Consider the following 17117-nt stretch of genomic DNA (forward strand, 5'->3'; position numbering starts at 1 on the left):
GGCAGGAAACCTCAAAATATCTTCAATCAATTTTTTTTCGGCTCACAAAAGATCCATTCCATTTGAGTGGGTCTTTTCTCAGCAAGGATAGATATTTGATCTGAAAGGGGGATTTTCTGGATTTCAGGAATATTAATTTTTCTATACCGAAATATATCATCTATGCTTTTTATCAGATCAATAGAATGCGTGTTTTGGAAACGGCTTCTTAACAAATCTGAGACACCAGGAGATGTAAAATCATGTAATTCAACAATAAAATCCGATTTACTCAAGTGGTTGATCACTGCATCAGAGAATAGAACCGATTCATATCCTTCACAGTCAGAGAATATCAAATGTCTTTGTGAGGGATCCAAACCTAAAAGAAAATCCGGCGTCACTTCCGCAATAACCCGAAACTTATCAGTATCCGCTATTCCGTTGGCATTAGCCATGACTTTAGTTTTCTCTCTGGCTTCAGGATTAATATCAGCCGCATAGATAATGGAGTCAGGAAATTTTCTGGCAAGCCCCACTGCATAGTAGCCTTCTGCGCAGCCTATGTCCAGAATAGAGGTATAGGTCTTTTTAAAAACCTTATTGAGGCTCTCATTCAGTTCAAATTCATAGCATCCCAGTAATTTTGGAAGCAAAGTAGAGTGCAAGGAACTAAAGAAAGGGTATTTCAATCCTTGAAATGGACCGTTTTTGACTTCATCGGAAATTAGGTGCTTATACTTTTCAAAAAAAAGGTGTTGGGCCTGAGCATTTTCCTCATTTTTCTTAGATATATAAATATCTGCATTCACCTCAGCAAGAGGCTTATAGAAACTCCAGATCCATTTGGAACTGGCAAAATTCATCAGCATAGTAGAAACTAAATGCTTAAGCTGTCTTTTCATTAATAGCAATATAGGATTGTTTACTTTCAATATTTGGTATTATTTATGAGAAAAAAAAAGGAAACAAGTAACGATTAGTTAGATTTGCAATCGTAAAATTCAATTTAATTCTCAGGATGAAGACAATTTTGATTACCGGTGGAACCGGTTTTTTGGGTAGAAACCTTGCTCTAAAGCTTAAAAACGAGTATCGGATTATTCTAACAGGTAGAAATAACAAACAAAATCTTTTTGCTTCAAAATACACTGGATGTCAGGTGGCTCCGCTTGATATCAGCAACATAGAATCGGTACGAGATGTATTTGTGGAATTCAAACCAGATGTGGTAATTCATGCAGCGGCTACTAAGTTTGTAGATTTGGCTGAGAAATATCCTATGGAGTGTGTTGATGTAAACATTCTTGGTTCACAAAATGTGGCTAGAGTTGCTGTAGAAAGGGAAATACCGGTTGTAGTGGGAATCTCAACAGATAAAGCTGCACCTCCAGTGAGGAATATTTACGGGATGTCCAAAAGTGTGATGGAGAGAATTTTTTGTGCGATGGATGGAAAATCCTCCACCAAATTCACTGCTGTAAGGTACGGAAATGTAGCTTGGTCAACAGGTTCAGTTCTTACGATATGGAAAAAGATGCTGGAAGAAACAGGAGTTATTGGTACTACCGGGCCTGAGATGAGGAGATTTTTCTTTTCAGTAGATGAAGCTGTAAACTTGGTAGTAACTGCCATGAACAATATAGATATCGCGAAGGGAAAAGTTCTTTCAAGACATATGAAGGCTGCTCAAATGCAGGATATACTTCAGACTTGGATAGAGGAAAAAGGCGGTAAGTGGGAGAAAATAGAAGGACGACCTGGAGAAAGAGACGATGAGTTCCTTATAGGTGATTTGGAATTGCCGTATACTGAAGAATTAAATTTTGATGGCATAAAGCATTATCTGATTTCATTTAATGACAAAGTGGAAAAGCCGGTATCCTTTGGTCTCTCTTCAGCAAATACAGATAAGTTGACCCGTGAGGAGATTTTATCTATTATCAACAATCCTCCTATTGAAGAGCAATAAGCGATGAATAAGATTAATCACGCATTAATCATGGCAGCAGGAAGAGGGACCCGCATGGCTCCGCTGACCAATATAATTCCCAAGCCTATGGCTCCCTTGTGGGGTTCGACATTGATTGCAAATGGGATCAAAAAACTGATTCCACATATTGCCAATTTGCATATTACGGTTGGTTATAAGGGGGCAGAACTGGCAAAACATGTAATAGAACTCGGAGTTCACTCGGTCTTCAACACTGAAGGCAAGGGCAATTCCTGGTGGATCTTCAATACATTGATGTCCAACCTAAATGAACCTGTATTGGTGCTGACCTCCGATAATGTAACTGATCTAGCGATAGATCTTATTTTAGATGATTATAATAGGTTAGGTGCTCCAGCATGCATGGTAGTTCCTGTTTTGCCAATAGAAGGGTTAGTTGGAGACTTTATTCATCATGAAAAAAATCGTGTGATCAAGCTTGACCGAAATGATCCAGCTGAAGCTTACTGCTCTGGTATACAGATAATCAACCCATATAAAATAAACCAGCTGATGTCAGCAGCGGAGGATTTTGGAGAAGTTTGGGGTAATTTAATTCAACAGGAAGAGCTCTTCTCTTCTTCGATCTTTCCTGACAAATGGTTTACCGTGGACACAATTGAGCAATTGACTCAAATGAATAGTCAACAATCCTGAATACTCTCACCTAGAATAGTTCATGCAAAATAAGTCTATAAAAATACTTGGCATTTCAGCATTTTATCATGACTCAGCAGCTGCTGTAACAGAAAACGGAATAATCATAGCTGCTGCTCAGGAGGAGCGTTTTACCAGAGACAAACACACTCCCGACTTCCCTGTAAATGCAATCAAGTATTGTTTGGAAGAGGCTGGGTTTTCTATAGATGAATTAGATGCAGTGGTGTTTTATGATAAGCCACTTTTAAAGTTCGAGAGACTTCTAGAAACTTATTACAAGTTTTCGCCCAAGGGATTTATATCGTTTGCCAAGGCAATGCCGGTTTGGTTGAATGAAAAGATGTTTCTAAAAAAGCTAATTCGTGAAGGTTTGAAAGAAGTGGAAGAGTATGATGGTAAGGATTTGACCATGCTTTTCCCTGAGCATCACCTTTCACATGCAGCGAGTGCCTACTACCCTTCTCCTTTTGACGATGCCGCCATACTGACCATAGATGGTGTAGGTGAATGGAGTACTGCTATTATAGGACATGGAAAAGGCGCTTCAATAGAGATTCTGAAAGAACTGAACTTTCCGCATTCTGTGGGTTTATTGTACAGTGCCTTTACCTATTTTTTGGGTTTCACTGTTAATTCCGGTGAATACAAGCTTATGGGTCTGGCTCCCTATGGCAACCCTGATTCTGAAGAAACTTCCCGGTTCGAAAAATTAATTAAGGAAAACCTGATTGAAATTTATCCGGATGGATCTATTTGGTTGGATCAAAGCTATTTCAATTATGCTACTGGTCTTAGGATGGTTTATGACAATAAGTGGAAAGACTTATTTGGAATTGAACGCAGGGATGAAGAAGCAGAGCTAACACAAATCCACTGCAATCTAGCATTGGCTATACAAAGAGTGACTGAGGATATTGTCCTTAAAATGGCTAAGGAAGCTAAAAGGCTGACCAACTCAGAAAACTTGGTGATGGCAGGTGGAGTAGCTTTGAACTGTGTGGCAAATGGCAAGCTTCAAAAATCCGGAATTTTTAAAAATATATACATACAGCCTGCAGCTGGTGATGCAGGAGGAGCATTAGGAGCTGCACTGGCAGCTACTTATATTTCTTTCGGACAAGAACGACTTAAGGCCGAACAGCCAGACTCCATGTCTGGATCCTACTTAGGCCCCTCCTATTCAAGCAAGGAAATTGAGCTGATGAGCCGCAAGGTCAAAGGAAAATACACGAAGTACGAAGACCTAACTGACCTCTATCCTGTGGTGGCCAAGGCGCTTTCTGAAGGAAAAGTGGTAGGTTGGTTTCAGGGTAGAATGGAATTTGGACCTAGGGCATTGGGCAATAGAAGTATATTGGGAGATGCACGAAACCCTGAGATGCAGAAGAGGTTAAATCTGAAAATCAAATATAGAGAGGGCTTTAGACCTTTTGCTCCCTCTGTACTAGCAGAAGAAGTTTCTACCTATTTTGACTTGGATGAGCCTTCTCCATACATGTTGCTTGTATCGCCGGTAAAAGAATCAAGAAGAAAAGAGCTTCCTGCCAACTATAATGAGCTAGGCCTTTGGGAAAGACTGTATAAAGAACGAAGTGATATACAATCAGTGACTCATTTAGATTTCTCTGCAAGAATCCAAACAGTTCATGAAAATACCAATCCGAGGTATTATCATTTAATCAAGGAATTCCAACGTCAGACCTCTTATGGTCTTGTGGTCAACACGAGTTTCAATGTGCGGGGAGAACCTATTGTTTGTACTCCGCATGATGCATACCGCTGCTTTATGAGTACGGAAATGGATGTATTGGTAATCAATGAGTATGTGTTTTTCAAGCAGGAGCAACCAGATTGGGAGAATAAAGATAAGTGGATGGTAGCCTTTAAAAAGGACTAGTAATGGGATTGATAAGTAAAAGCGATATTAAATCATTCTTTACGATCACGGTACCCATGCTGGTGATTATGTTGGTGTTAGTAGAAATTATCCTTTGGTTTGTAGCTCCGGTAGCAGATCCTTTTGAGAAATATAAGAATGCTGCGCCCCTCAATAATCAGTATATAGAGTCACAATTTCCTAAGAAGGTCTCCTATACTTTTGAAATTGAGTCCGATTTACCTTTGATGGATTCTTCAGCCACTTTCACCACCAATAATATGGGATTTCGGGGAGACTCTTTGATTTCTCCCAAGCCAGATAATGAGTATAGGATCTTTCTGGTGGGTGGGAGCACTACAGAAAATCTATTTATAGATGATGCCCTTGGTTTTGAAAGGCAGATTCAAGAGAAACTTCAGGCAGAGCACCCGACTAAATCGATCAAAGTATATAATGCCGGGAAATCCGGAGATGCCAGTCCAGATCACCTGGCTATGCTTGGCCAGAGACTGGTGCATTTAAATCCAGATTTGATCGTTCTCTTCCCTGGAATCAATGACTTGAATAGACTAGCCGCAGGATATGATTACCTGCACTATCCTGTTAAATCTACCGAAGTAGTCAGAAATTGGAAGGTGGATTTGAAGTTTTTCCTCAGCAATTTCCAGCTGGTTCGAAGACTAATCAATGTGATGAATCCAGAAGAGGAAAGCGCAAGGAAAGCTATCTTTCTATCTACGAACTACAAGGACAAGGTCAAGGAAGTGCAGACCTTACCACTAGAACCTTCTTTGCCTGAGGTAGATATTTCCATATACGAGCGGAACATTGAAAGTTTTGTGGGAATTTGTAGAAGTCAAGGCATAGACTTATTGCTTTTGACCCAGACATTTACCTGGGATAGTCAGCAGGAAAACAACCTTTCCAATTCCCATTGGATGGTAGGTATAGGTGATAAGCGTTATCCAGAGGATGCGTTAGCAGGAAAAATTACTGAAATGAATCAGACAATTATTAACCTTGCAACAAAAGATTCTGTGGACTTATTAGATTTGGAAAGTTTGATCCCAAAAACCAATGCTTACTTCTACGATGATTGCCACTTTAATAAGGGTGGGATTGATTATAGCACTGATTTAATTTCTAATACAATTCAAAAAACATATTTTACAAATTGATATGGATTTCTTAAAAGACATTTGGGCCTTTATGAAAGAGCGAAAGAAGTTCTGGCTAGCGCCGGTGATTTTCATTCTTTTGTTGTTGGGCGTATTAATCATTTTTGGTGGGGGCAGTGCATTAGCACCATTTATCTACACCTTATTCTAATTTAACAGCTTAATGAAAGCATTAAAAAGTGATCCCAGCAAAACGGTTTTGGTGATTTGTACTGGGCTAATTTTAGTATACTTTATCTTTTCTTTAAAATGGATACTATACGTAGCATTTGGGATAGGAATTTTAAGTATTCTATCTGAGTGGATCAGTAAAAAGATCGAGTGGGTTTGGTTTCAGTTAACCAAGCTTTTGAGCATGATAGTACCTAATATCCTACTTGGAGCTATATTTTATTTGTTCCTTACTCCTATTGCTTTTTTAGCGAATCTTTTCTCAAAGTCAGATCCTTTACTAATCAAAAGACCGGTAGGTACAGCATATAAGGAAGTGAATAAGCAATTCAAAGCCGAGGATTTGAAGAATCCTTGGTAAGTTTTTTAACCACGGATTTTCTTTAACCGGAGAGGGCGCGGAGGGAACGCAGGAGGACGCGAGGATTATCCATACTCGGAATGGAACGCGGAGGTCATCAAGCTTAATTATTGTTGACAATTAAAATCAAAAAAAAGCACTCCAGAAGGGGTGCTTTTTTTATGCTTTAACAGGAGATTTTTTTTTCACAAAGGGTATTAAGGCCTGATAGCTATTGTTCGTGCCGTTGGCACTCTTGGTGGCATATTCCTATCCTAAACCCAGAATTACATTCTGGGCTTTTATAGGCCTTGCCGATGGCAAGGAGTCAGGGATTTCAACTACTGCTAAATATTTCAATGAAATTATAGATCAAGAGCAGTAGCTCATAATTAATAAAAAGTATTCAGATCAATTAATCGTGATGTGTACTTTGAGCCAACGACATAACTAATAACAGCCCCGAATATAGCGCAGCGAAATTCGGGGTAAACTTCAGCCCTTTTCCTTAGGATTAGTTTTTAACCGGAGAGGGCGCGGAGGGAACGCAGGAGGACGCGAGGATTATCCATACTCGGAATGGAACGCGGAGGTCATCAAGCTTAATTATTGTTGACAATTAAAATCAAAAAAAAGCACTCCAGAAGGGGTGCTTTTTTTATGCTTTAACAGGAGATTTTTTTTTCACAAAGGGTATTAAGGCCTGATAGCTATTGTTCGTGCCGTTGGCACTCTTGGTGGCATATTCCTATCCTAAACCCAGAATTACATTCTGGGCTTTTATAGGCCTTGCCGATGGCAAGGAGTCAGGGATTTCAACTACTGCTAAATATTTCAATGAAATTATAGATCAAGAGCAGTAGCTCATAATTGATATATGATTATCTGCAATGATGCCAGTCAAGTCACCTTAGATTCTTTTCTTGGTTAGCTGGAAGACCGATGACCGAAGCGGCCTCATTGCTAGAGTATACCATCTATTAAGTCGCTTTTATCTATTTACTGGTAACAAAGCCGATATACATAAATTGATAAATAGTATTCAGATCAATTAATCGTGATGTGTACTTTGAGCCAACGGCAAAACCGATAACAGCAGCGAATATAGCGCAGCGAAATTCGGGGTAAACTTTCAGCCCTTTTCCTTCGGAATAGTTTTTAACCGCGGGGAGCACGAATGGAACGCGGAGGTCATCAAGATCAATTTGCGTTGGCTCAGTGGCAATTAAAATCAAAAAAAAAGCACTCCCGGGGGAGTGCTTTTTTTGCTTCTTATCTTCAGAACTTTAGATGGCGTATTTGGATGGATCTATATCTGGCTTATTGCTTTTCATAAATTCTACGACTTCGGACAATCCCTCTTCGAGAGAGAACTGAGGTTCCCAATCAAATAGTCTTTTTGCTTTAGAGTAGTCGCAAATCAATTTCATGACCTCACTTTTTTCTGGTCTAATTCGTTGATTTTCCGCGATAACTTCTTTATCCGTACCACAAATCTTTTGAACCATATCTACTATTTCCCCAATCGTATCTCCCCTACCTGTACCCACAGATACTACCTCTCCAACAGTGGAATCGGCTAATGCGGCCATCATAAATCCTCTTGCTGTGTCTTTTACATATAGCATGTCTCTCACCGGGTCTAGAGATCCGAGTCGGATTTCGTTGGAATCAGATAGTACTTGGGAGACAATGGTAGGAATTACTGCACGGGTAGACTGTCTAGGACCAAAGGTATTGAATGGTCTAAACACACATACCGGAAGGTTGAAGGATAAGAAGTAGCTCTCTGCAATTTTATCTGCACCAATTTTTGTGGCAGAATAAGGTGACTGACCCTGCATAGGATGTTTTTCATCAATGGGAGCATATAGAGCTGTACCATAAGTCTCCGAAGTAGAGGTTACCAAGAGTTTCTGAACACCTTGGCTTCTTGCAGCTTCCAGCATGTTCAAGGTGCCATTGATATTGGTAGATACATAAGCAGCAGGAGCTACATAGGAATAGGGAATTCCGATCAATGCAGCCAGGTGAAATACTATCTCTTTCCCTTTGGACAGGGTATTCATCAAAAAGCCATCTTGGATATCTCCAAAAACAATTTCAATCTGACTGAGTATCTCCTCAGGAAGAAAGCGAAGGTTGTTGGTGTAAGAGTTGGAGTTGTAATGAACCAAGGCTGTAACTTCAGCGCCAGCTTTAACCAATTCTTCAGCTAAATGGCTTCCAATAAAGCCACCTGCTCCAGTAACAAGGACTTTTTTTCCGGTGTAATTCATCGATTTGATTTATTAAATAGATTTTTATAATCAAGATTGGCTTTTTCGTAGTCTTGATGCTGGCCTATATCCAGCCAATATTCTTCTATAGGGAATGCGACGACAGATTGCTTCTCCTTTAATAGTACATCCATCAGATCTGTAATGTCATAAAAATTACCTTTTGGGATATGACTTAGGACTTCGGGGCTAAGTGCATAGATCCCGCCACTAATTCGGAATGAATAGGATGGTTTTTCTAAAATGGATGTTACGTGGCAGCCTTCTGTCTGTAATACGCCATACGGCACTTTGGCTTCATAGGAAGCGCTACCAATGGTCAGCTTGGCATTATTTTCTATATGAAAATCAAGAACAGACTTATAATTCAAGGAAGTCAACAAATCTCCATTCATTACTAAGAATGGAAGCTTAAGTTGATCTTCGAGGTATTTAACAGCTCCGATGGTACCAAGCTTTTTATCTTCTTTGAAATAGTGAATGTTAAGTCCGAAGGAAGAACCATCACCACAAAAATCTTCAATATGTTCTGACAAATAATTGGTGCACAGGTATACATTTCGAAATCCAAAAAGATGAAGTCTTTCGAGAATGGTTTGCAAAATAGGCTTGTTGCCAACCTTGAGCAGTGGTTTTGGGATATTTTGTGTGAGGGGTTCTAAGCGAATTCCTCTCCCTCCTACCATAAGCACCACGGGATTTTCAATAGTTGGGCTGGCTTTTTCTGGTTCTGAGGATAGAAAATGGTGTATTTTACCCTGGGCATCTACCACCGGAACCAGTTTAATTCCCTGCTCGGTAATCTGCTTCATATCCAAGGTTTTCTGCTCCTGAATGGAAACAGTAAAGGGATTGGAATTCATGACTGCAGAAAGGCTATCATCGAGTTGACAGCCATTTAAAATCCCCCTACGGATATCACCGTCACTTACAGAGCCTACTAACTTGTCATCAGCATTTACTACAAAAATGAGTCCCTTCTTATTTGCCTCAATCAGTCGCATAGCTTCACGAACTGATAGGTCTTGAGATGCTGAAAAAAGGTTGATTTTATCTTTATCAATAAACATATTAGACTAATTCCTTGATGTATGTTTCTAAGGTAAAGCTTTCCTGAAAACCAGTTAAGTCTCTGAAGAGATTATCTGATATTTTCATCATATTATCATAAGGCTTGACAGGCTCAAAATTCCTTTGGTAGTGGAAGCCTAGGTTTTTCTCGAACAAGTCAATCAATTGATGCACGTTGAAATGATCGCTGCCTACCATATTTAAAACCGAAGTCTTTCCCCATTCCATGTTCTCCATCACCTGTAACATTGCCTGGGACAAATCCTCGACATGAAGAAAAAAGCGAAAAAGACTTCCGTCATTATTGAAGTCCAACACCTGATCAGAGAGCCCGGATCTCAGCAAATAGGCAAACACACCTTTAGGCTGTGTAGATCCATATATGTTGGATAGCCTAAGGATCAATCTGTTTTCAGGTTTCATCCCAGCCAAAATCAACTCTTCGGCAGCCAGCTTCAGTGTGGAGTAAGGAGTTTCTGGGTGACAGGTATGAGATTCATCCACAAAATCTCCTGAGCCATACACACCTACACTGGACAATTGAATCAACTGGGTATGCTCTGCACAGGCCTGAATCAAGTGTTGGATTCCCAAAGTATTTTGAAGCAGGCAGGCTTGAATAGGTCTGCTAATTTGGCCAGTGAAATTGAAGATAAAGTCAAATTTTTCATCCCTAATCAGCTGCACAGAATCTGCTGAGCAGATATCCAAGCTCAAATAACGAGCACCGTTTCCTTTCCTGGAGCCTATGAAAATATTTGAAAAGCCATTTTTTTCTAAAACAGCGGAGAAATGGCTACCTAAATAGCCATTTCCTCCGAGTAGTAAGATTTTACTTTCCTTCGTAAAAGATTTTTTGGATACTGACACTTGAAAGGTCTATGTTTTTGAGGATGTCTACGATTTGTTTAGCAGAATTTCCTTCTCCGTATGGATTCTTTATTTCAGAGACTTCTTTTCTAAACTTATCATCAAATAGGGCTTTCTGAATTGCTTTCTCAATCTGAGCAGCATCATTAGGCACATCTAGGACATTGGAAGCACGTTCTCTACCCATTTGTCGATTGCCAATATTGATAGCAGGAATCTTCAAGGTAGGTGTTTCATGGATTCCAGAACTTGAGTTACCTACCAAAGCCCATGCATTTCTATACAGATTGACGAATTTCAAGGTAGGAAGAGAAGGAATCCATTTAAATCCTGATGCTTTGATTTCTTCAATGATTTTAGCATGTCCCGCATCATTATTAGGCAGTAGGAAAACCACTTGTGCATCGATATTTCTCAATGCCTTGAGCGTCTCTCTGATTTGATCAATTGAAGACATTGCCTCGGTAGTCACGGGATGCTGAATCACCAATACAAAAGGCTTGGAAAAGTCCAGGTCAAACTCTTTTTCCAATTCGGATGCATCCATGGTTGGGGTATTGACTAATACATCGATAGATGGGCAGCCTACTACGTGAATATCCTTTGGGTTTTCGCCAAGTCTAATCAATCTCTTTTCTGCATCTTCCGTGGCAGGAAAGTGAATGTGGGAAAACTTAGTCATCGCATGTCTGATAGATTCATCAATGCTACCGGTTACCTCTCCACCCTGAATATGCGCCACAGGGATATTCATGTGGGCAGCTGCAACAGTGACAGCAAAGTTTCCCCCGATATCAAAGCCAGATAGAACCAAATCAGGTTTGGATTTCTCCAACTCATAGGTGACTCCAGTCAAGACCCTAGCCATGGAACGAACCATTTCAGCCCCTGAATCGGGTGCATTGGAGTCAAACATAGGGATTTTGGCATCTATTGTAAATCCGTCATCTTCTATGTAATTGACATCTTTGCCATGAAGATCCAAGAGACATATGCCCGTCACTACCAGATAAATTTCAAAGAATGGATCAGCTTTCATTCTTTCTAAAATTGGCTTATATCTACTATAATCAGCTCTTCTTTCTATGAGTACAAATACTTTCATAAATTATTTAACTACTTATTGATGTGTTTTATTTAATACTTTTCCACTGCACCTGAATATCTACTTCTAAGTCTTCAGTGGCTGTTTTGCCCAGAATTGACTCAAAGTGCTCGGCTAAAATACCGCCTTTACCAGGTCTTTTCACCCAGATATTTTCTTTGGTAAATTGTTCGCCTGCCCGGATAGGTCGGATAGTGCACACCGTAGCAAAAGCGAAGTCAATTGTTGCTTGTTCTTCAGCCACCGCCTTCTTATCTCCTCCTCTTTGCAATTGGATGATCTTTGACCCCTCGATTAATTCAGCACAGGCTTGCTCGTCCATAGAGCAAACGATGTCCGGACCTTGTCTCTGCATGTGATCGGTGTAGTGTCTTTCCAAAATGGAAGCTCCCAAAGCCACTGCGCCAAAGCAGGCATGATTGGTAATGGTATGATCACTTAGTCCGATTACTGCCTGAGGAAAAGCTTCCTGAAGCTGAGCCATAGCTCCTAATCTAACCAGGTGGTTTGGTGTAGGGTATAAATTGGTAGTATGAAGCAAGGCAAAAGGTACCTTGTGCTTTTCCAATATAGCAACAGACTTTGCTACACTTGCCAGATCATTCATTCCTGTACTTAAAATCATAGGCTTCCCAAAGGATGCTATGTGCTCCAGCAAAGGATGGTTATTGCACTCGCCAGAACCTATTTTAAATCCTTCTACATCCCAGGAAATCAATCTATCAGCAGCTGCACGGGAAAAGGGAGTTGATACGAAAATCATTCCCTGAGCCTCTACATATTCTTTGAACTCCAGCTCCTCCTGCTCAGAAAGCGCGCAAGTTTGCATGATTTCGTAGATACTTTCTTTAGTATGAGAAGGAATGGTGTTTTTTGCTTCCCGACTCATTTCATCATCTACAATATGCGTCTGATGCTTCACCATTTCTACTCCTGCCCGCTTAGCAGAATCTACCATTTCCTTAGCTACTTTAAGTGAGCCACCATGGTTGATCCCAATTTCGGCTATGACTAAAGGAGGGAAATCATAGCCTATTTTACGTCCAGCTATTTCTATATAAGGTTTATTCATTTGTTTGAAGATTTTACCATACGGAGTAACCTCCGTCAATAATTAAGTTATGCCCAACTATATGTTTGGACGCCTCTGAGGCTAAAAACACTATCCCACCATTCATGTCAGATTTGTGGGCCATATCTCCAGATGGATTCAGCTGTTTATATCTTTCATAAAACAGGCCTTCATGTCCATTCCACACGCCACCTGGAGTTAAAGAGTTAACCCTGATTTGCTTATCTGCCCATAAGGTAGCTAAGTACTTGGTCAGTGCGATAACACCTTGCTTACTCACGCTATAAGCTACTGGTTGGAATATTCCTGTTCCTGGGTAGATCCTGTGATTAGGACTTACCACTCCATAAAGACTGGCAATATTAATAATATTACCTTTTCCCTGGGCGAGCATTTGCTTTCCAATCACCTGACATCCTAAGAAAACTCCTTTTAGATTGATGTCCATAATCCTGTCCCAATCTTCCTCAGGAAAATCCTCAAATCCAGCTTCAAAATTAGCAGTCTTAGATTGATTGGTACTGGCGGCACCGTTGATTAAGACATCGATTTTGCCATACTTATCCAAGATAAGTTTCAAGGCTTCCTTCCAAGACTGGGAGGAAGCTACATCCAGAGCAATTCCGCTAACAGGTAGCTCTTGCCATGATTTCTCGACGATGATTGCATCGCACTTGCTTTTATCCAAATCGGCCATGACTACGGTAGCCCCTTTTTCAAGTAATGCTGAAGCCATTTCAGGACCTAATAATCCTGCTCCACCGGTGATTAAAACAGTTTTATCACTTAAGTCAAAGATATCGTTCATCTATTTATCATTGTTTTTTACTCATTAAAAATTCCACCAATTCAAAATCCAAAAGTGAATCTATATCTATAGCCCTTTCTCTAGGAATAGGGAAAATTCTACAAGGCGCTTTGCTCCAGTGAGGATAGTTATACAATGCAGACTTTTTGATTACAAAAGCAGCAGGCGAGAGACTATAGACATCGGGAGCGTCTTGTCTTCTTACAATTGGTTTCTCAGACTTTTTCACAATTTCTGCTAAACCATCTTCCCTTATTTCCATCATATTGAAATAAGGGTTTCTTTCTGGCTCGTAGCCAGTAATCACTACTTCTGTGCTAGGGTTGTCCAATGCAAGTTGAATTGCGCCGTCTATATCCTGAGGTGTTTTCAAAGGAACTGTGACATCCAGATCAACCAGATACTCGACTTCTACACCATATTCTTTTTCGTAAAACTCAAGTGCATGTATAAAAACAGGCCATTTGCTGGCAGTATCCGAAGCCAAATCATCCGGTCTGAAAAAGGGTACTTTTGCTCCAAATTCTTTAGCTGCATCTGCTATTTGCTGTGAATCCGTAGAGATGATCAAGTCTGTAATCAATTCACTTTGCTGAGCTTGAACAATCGTATGACCTATCAATGGTATTCCATGCATGAGGCGTAAATTCTTATTCGGAACACCTTTGGATCCTCCGCGACAGCATATAGTAGCTAAAATCATTTAAATAATGGGGATTTTAATATGGTACTGGATTGACTGGAAAGTTTAGAAGCCACTACAAGTTGCAGGCTTTGTAATCCTTGCTCAAAGGTACAAATTCTATCATCTGATCCTTCGTTCATGAAAGCTTTTACTATTTCCAAATACCTATCATTTCGCTCAAAATCAGAAAAATCAAAAACTTCTTCCTTTTTATCTGCTAAAGTGAGTGTGACTGTGCGAGCAGCTAAATCCCATATAATAGTTCCAAGAGCGCCTGTAAAAACGCAGTTTCGGATTAGTACGCGCTGATGATAATCTAAATGAATGGTTCCTGTGGCACCAGAATCGAATCTGATCAATACATCTGCAACATCTTCAGTTTCAATTTCTAACTCAGGATTTTCCTGATAAATAGCGGAGACAGTGTGCACACTTCCAAGCAACCAAATCAGGTAATCAAATTCATGAATTAAATCCAGCATCACTCCTCCCCCTTTTACTTCCGAAGCGCTCATGCCTTTTCTATGATCTTCATAAGGCCTCCAATCTGGCAGATACTGACCTACAAAGGCATTTGCAGAGTACACCTTACCTATTGCTTTTTCATTCAATAGCTCTCTCACCTTAGTCAAACCTGGATCAAAATGCAGGTCATATCCCACATAAATCTGAACGCCAAGTGCTGAGGCAACTTTGAATTGCTCCAAATCATCCAAATTATGGCTTATCGGCTTTTCTAAATAAATTTTTGGGACTTTAGCTTGTACTAGCGCCTTCAATTGACCCACATGAAAAGCCGTAGGAGAACATACAAAAGCATGGGTATATTTATGATTTTCCGTCGCTTCGTCCAGCGTAGAAAAAACTTCATAACCATCCCATTCTGCGGATTTGGTTATTTTGGAAGAAACCAACGTAATGTTTTGATAGCCTAAGGATTTGAGGTTATTGAAATGTCTTGACCCAATAGATCCCAGCCCAATAATTACGATTCTTTTTGATTGCATAGTTTTATTCAAGCCTCTGAATCAATTGAATCTGAGGAGAGATTTGAGCTTATTTTTCAATGAATTAGGAAAAAGAGATTTAATGTGGTCTGACCAAACCATTCCTTCGGGATATCTCATTTTGAAGGGTGAATCTTTTTGAATTTTCCAGTATTCCTTCTTTCTCGGGTGACTATTATTGTATTGCCAAGGTTTACTTGGACCGGTAAAATGGAGTAGAATTGGAGAATCAATCGCCTCTTCCCTTTGTTCTTTTGACCAGCTTGATTGTCCAAAATCAAACCCTTCCTTAAACAATATTGCTTGTTGATTAAACTTAGGTGCAAGCTCTATATAGTCACCATCTATTACTGCATTCAGTGCACACTGATCCACAAATCTAATTTTCTCAGGATGGGTGTTAATAAATTCAAAGGCTTTTTTAGAAATATCCCGTTGTTTCCAAAGTTCAAGATTCATAAGCATAACGCCTGAGTTAAAATAGGTCGAAGAGTTCTTCATTCCCAGCTCAGTTTTCCATTTGTAAATGGGATCTTCTACTGCAGCTAGTGAATGATCTGTCAGGTCAATTTTTAAAAAATCATTTAAAGGTGAAACCACTATGATATCAGCATCTAAATAAATAACCTTTTTAGCCGGAAGCAGCTCAGGAATAAGTAGTCTAAAGTAATTTGCTTTTGAAAAATGATGTGGAATGGGAAAGTTTTCAAATGCATTATCATCGATTTTTATAAAATCAAATTTCGAACCTAAGGATATCACCTTGTTTGAAATCGCCGTTTTTTTGGACTCAGGCAGCGCAGAAGCAAGTAAATAAAATTGAAAACAATTATTTGGGTTTGCCCTGATCACCGAGAGCATGGTGGTCATTGCGTGAGAAATGAATTTCCCATCAGCACAAAAAACGATGGGTAATTCAAATAGTTCTTTGGTTGCCATTAGCTCATTTTCAGTTCACGGACAAAGCATTTGCCTAATCGTGCATGCCTTGCCAAGTGCCGGGAGTGTTTACTTCCCATATCTTTCATATTCTGCATATGATCCCCGCCATACACAAACGCTATTTGATCTTTGCTGTAGCTTTCAGAAACAATCTTCCAAAATGGGCAGGTAGGCGCAGTGCCTAAGACACCTTCATCAGCCCCCATTTTGCCATAGACTATAAAATCCCAGTGTTGCTTCCGGATTGAATCCTCCAATTCTACATCGTTGCTAGGTAGCGACTCTTTTTTAAGTAAAGGTTTCAGCCTTCTGGTATATCCAAAACCTCTTCCGTAGCACTTGCTCGCTTTCTCTGCAGGATAATCCTCGTAAAGAAAATCCAAAGCTGGATAAGGATGACAAAGTCCCTCATGTAACTCTAGTTCCCTACTCAGTCCGATAAAGAGAAGCTCTCTGGAGTAATTGACATTTGAATCACAATTCAAAAAGAGAATCTTATGATGGTTTTTAGCTCCTAGATTCTCCAAAAATAATTTACTGACCGCTGAACAACTGATGTTTTCCTTACAATGATTGAGAATAGCAGATGCGTATTTTTGGTAGTTTTCCTGATACGCTGGAGTATTTTTCCAGGGTAACAATTCCTTATTTGCTTGAATGATTAATGATTTGGGTAGATGAGAGAGCGTGTCACCAGGGCAATTGCTAAGGTCCGGAAATACAGGGATGGTTCCATTGCCCAGAATTTCATAGTGCCTCAGGCAATCCCAACCTCCTTTTTTCCAAGTGTAGGCAAATTTCGCTTCAGCATACATCCCATAATAATCCTGCTCATTTCCAAACCTGTAGGTATCTCTGAAACCTGGAATCACTTCTGCCCAAAGGTTTTTTTTCTCGGGAAGCTCATCCAGTATCAGTTCATCCGGAATGCAATAGCCTAATGGAAAAATGGAGTCAGAAATATTTTCTAAACCAAAATACCTTGGGAATATTTTGTTAGTAATTCTGAAAAAGTAGGTTTTTACCTTTCCTTTATAAGTTTCAAATTTATTACTGAATTTTTGGAGAATCGTCATAT

General features: G+C 39.8%; 17 protein-coding genes. 6 read left to right on the plus strand and 11 right to left on the minus strand.

Annotated elements, in window-relative coordinates:
* Positions 1 to 26: 26 nt before the first annotated feature.
* Complete coding sequence (locus ACPUEN_RS07610) at positions 27 to 884, minus strand: hypothetical protein (RefSeq protein WP_425639494.1); 858 nt, start codon at positions 882 to 884, stop codon at positions 27 to 29.
* A 116-nt stretch (positions 885 to 1000) separates the two neighbouring features.
* Between ACPUEN_RS07610 and ACPUEN_RS07615 the strand changes: the two genes are divergently transcribed.
* From ACPUEN_RS07615 to ACPUEN_RS07640, 6 genes are read left to right on the plus strand one after another with little or no spacing between them, the layout of a single operon-like run.
* On the plus strand, positions 1001 to 1951 hold the full coding sequence (locus ACPUEN_RS07615; protein ID WP_111612946.1) for a polysaccharide biosynthesis protein: 951 nt from the start codon (positions 1001 to 1003) through the stop codon (positions 1949 to 1951).
* Between the two features lie 3 nt (positions 1952 to 1954).
* Positions 1955 to 2629 (plus strand): nucleotidyltransferase family protein, encoded by a 675-nt coding sequence (locus ACPUEN_RS07620; protein ID WP_425639495.1) that lies wholly within the window; start codon positions 1955 to 1957, stop codon positions 2627 to 2629.
* A 22-nt stretch (positions 2630 to 2651) separates the two neighbouring features.
* Positions 2652 to 4529, plus strand: coding sequence for a carbamoyltransferase family protein (locus tag ACPUEN_RS07625; protein ID WP_425639496.1), 1878 nt, complete (start codon positions 2652 to 2654; stop codon positions 4527 to 4529).
* 2 nt (positions 4530 to 4531) lie between these two features.
* On the plus strand, positions 4532 to 5689 hold the full coding sequence (locus ACPUEN_RS07630) for an SGNH/GDSL hydrolase family protein (RefSeq protein ID WP_425639497.1): 1158 nt from the start codon (positions 4532 to 4534) through the stop codon (positions 5687 to 5689).
* A 1-nt stretch (position 5690) separates the two neighbouring features.
* Positions 5691 to 5840 (plus strand): DUF5989 family protein, encoded by a 150-nt coding sequence (locus ACPUEN_RS07635; RefSeq protein WP_170124584.1) that lies wholly within the window; start codon positions 5691 to 5693, stop codon positions 5838 to 5840.
* A 12-nt stretch (positions 5841 to 5852) separates the two neighbouring features.
* Entirely contained in the window at positions 5853 to 6221 is a 369-nt protein-coding gene (locus ACPUEN_RS07640) for an SxtJ family membrane protein (RefSeq protein WP_425639498.1), read from the plus strand.
* 1265 nt (positions 6222 to 7486) lie between these two features.
* Here the strand turns inward: ACPUEN_RS07640 and ACPUEN_RS07645 are convergent.
* The 10 genes from ACPUEN_RS07645 to ACPUEN_RS07690 are packed head-to-tail and all read right to left on the minus strand — an operon-like array spanning position 7487 to position 17115.
* Positions 7487 to 8479 carry a GDP-mannose 4,6-dehydratase gene (locus ACPUEN_RS07645; protein WP_425639499.1) on the minus strand — a complete coding sequence of 331 codons (993 nt, stop codon included), beginning with the start codon at positions 8477 to 8479 and terminating at the stop codon, positions 7487 to 7489.
* The gene (locus ACPUEN_RS07650; protein WP_425639500.1) at positions 8476 to 9549 is read right to left on the minus strand and encodes a nucleotidyltransferase family protein; all 1074 of its coding nucleotides are present in this window, start codon (positions 9547 to 9549) and stop codon (positions 8476 to 8478) included. The genes ACPUEN_RS07645 and ACPUEN_RS07650 overlap by 4 nt, the downstream gene beginning before the upstream one ends.
* A gap of 1 nt (position 9550) precedes the next feature.
* On the minus strand, positions 9551 to 10420 hold the full coding sequence (locus ACPUEN_RS07655) for an NAD-dependent epimerase/dehydratase family protein (protein ID WP_425639501.1): 870 nt from the start codon (positions 10418 to 10420) through the stop codon (positions 9551 to 9553).
* Positions 10383 to 11525, minus strand: coding sequence for a UDP-N-acetylglucosamine 2-epimerase (gene neuC / locus ACPUEN_RS07660; protein WP_425639502.1), 1143 nt, complete (start codon positions 11523 to 11525; stop codon positions 10383 to 10385). Before neuC ends, ACPUEN_RS07655 begins: the two co-directional genes overlap by 38 nt.
* 28 nt (positions 11526 to 11553) lie before the next feature.
* Positions 11554 to 12597, minus strand: coding sequence for an N-acetylneuraminate synthase family protein (locus tag ACPUEN_RS07665; RefSeq protein ID WP_425639503.1), 1044 nt, complete (start codon positions 12595 to 12597; stop codon positions 11554 to 11556).
* 13 nt (positions 12598 to 12610) lie between these two features.
* Entirely contained in the window at positions 12611 to 13405 is a 795-nt protein-coding gene (locus ACPUEN_RS07670; protein WP_425639504.1) for an SDR family oxidoreductase, read from the minus strand.
* A 7-nt stretch (positions 13406 to 13412) separates the two neighbouring features.
* On the minus strand, positions 13413 to 14108 hold the full coding sequence (locus tag ACPUEN_RS07675; protein WP_425639505.1) for a cytidylyltransferase domain-containing protein: 696 nt from the start codon (positions 14106 to 14108) through the stop codon (positions 13413 to 13415).
* Positions 14105 to 15097: a Gfo/Idh/MocA family protein gene (locus ACPUEN_RS07680; RefSeq protein WP_425639506.1), complete on the minus strand. Its 993-nt coding sequence runs from the start codon at positions 15095 to 15097 to the stop codon at positions 14105 to 14107. Before ACPUEN_RS07680 ends, ACPUEN_RS07675 begins: the two co-directional genes overlap by 4 nt.
* Before the next feature lie 21 nt (positions 15098 to 15118).
* Positions 15119 to 16036, minus strand: coding sequence for a glycosyltransferase family 8 protein (locus tag ACPUEN_RS07685; protein ID WP_425639507.1), 918 nt, complete (start codon positions 16034 to 16036; stop codon positions 15119 to 15121).
* Positions 16036 to 17115 (minus strand): hypothetical protein, encoded by a 1080-nt coding sequence (locus ACPUEN_RS07690; protein ID WP_425639508.1) that lies wholly within the window; start codon positions 17113 to 17115, stop codon positions 16036 to 16038. The genes ACPUEN_RS07685 and ACPUEN_RS07690 overlap by 1 nt, the downstream gene beginning before the upstream one ends.
* Positions 17116 to 17117: the final 2 nt, after the last annotated feature.

This window comes from Algoriphagus yeomjeoni, from assembly GCF_049821175.1.
Lineage (GTDB): Bacteria > Bacteroidota > Bacteroidia > Cytophagales > Cyclobacteriaceae > Algoriphagus > Algoriphagus yeomjeoni_A.

Excerpts from the sequence above, each read along its gene's own strand:
- ACPUEN_RS07665 (WP_425639503.1), bottom strand. The coding sequence starts at position 12,597 with ATGAATAAACCTTATATAGAAATAGCTGGACGTAAAATAGGCTATGAT.
- neuC (WP_425639502.1), bottom strand. The coding sequence starts at position 11,525 with ATGAAAGTATTTGTACTCATAGAAAGAAGAGCTGATTATAGTAGATAT.
- ACPUEN_RS07610 (WP_425639494.1), bottom strand. The coding sequence starts at position 884 with ATGAAAAGACAGCTTAAGCATTTAGTTTCTACTATGCTGATGAATTTT.
- ACPUEN_RS07615 (WP_111612946.1), top strand. The coding sequence starts at position 1,001 with ATGAAGACAATTTTGATTACCGGTGGAACCGGTTTTTTGGGTAGAAAC.
- ACPUEN_RS07670 (WP_425639504.1), bottom strand. The coding sequence starts at position 13,405 with ATGAACGATATCTTTGACTTAAGTGATAAAACTGTTTTAATCACCGGT.
- ACPUEN_RS07685 (WP_425639507.1), bottom strand. The coding sequence starts at position 16,036 with ATGGCAACCAAAGAACTATTTGAATTACCCATCGTTTTTTGTGCTGAT.
- ACPUEN_RS07690 (WP_425639508.1), bottom strand. The coding sequence starts at position 17,115 with ATGACGATTCTCCAAAAATTCAGTAATAAATTTGAAACTTATAAAGGA.
- ACPUEN_RS07620 (WP_425639495.1), top strand. The coding sequence starts at position 1,955 with ATGAATAAGATTAATCACGCATTAATCATGGCAGCAGGAAGAGGGACC.
- ACPUEN_RS07635 (WP_170124584.1), top strand. The coding sequence starts at position 5,691 with ATGGATTTCTTAAAAGACATTTGGGCCTTTATGAAAGAGCGAAAGAAG.
- ACPUEN_RS07650 (WP_425639500.1), bottom strand. The coding sequence starts at position 9,549 with ATGTTTATTGATAAAGATAAAATCAACCTTTTTTCAGCATCTCAAGAC.
- ACPUEN_RS07645 (WP_425639499.1), bottom strand. The coding sequence starts at position 8,479 with ATGAATTACACCGGAAAAAAAGTCCTTGTTACTGGAGCAGGTGGCTTT.
- ACPUEN_RS07640 (WP_425639498.1), top strand. The coding sequence starts at position 5,853 with ATGAAAGCATTAAAAAGTGATCCCAGCAAAACGGTTTTGGTGATTTGT.
- ACPUEN_RS07675 (WP_425639505.1), bottom strand. The coding sequence starts at position 14,108 with ATGATTTTAGCTACTATATGCTGTCGCGGAGGATCCAAAGGTGTTCCG.
- ACPUEN_RS07630 (WP_425639497.1), top strand. The coding sequence starts at position 4,532 with ATGGGATTGATAAGTAAAAGCGATATTAAATCATTCTTTACGATCACG.
- ACPUEN_RS07625 (WP_425639496.1), top strand. The coding sequence starts at position 2,652 with ATGCAAAATAAGTCTATAAAAATACTTGGCATTTCAGCATTTTATCAT.
- ACPUEN_RS07680 (WP_425639506.1), bottom strand. The coding sequence starts at position 15,097 with ATGCAATCAAAAAGAATCGTAATTATTGGGCTGGGATCTATTGGGTCA.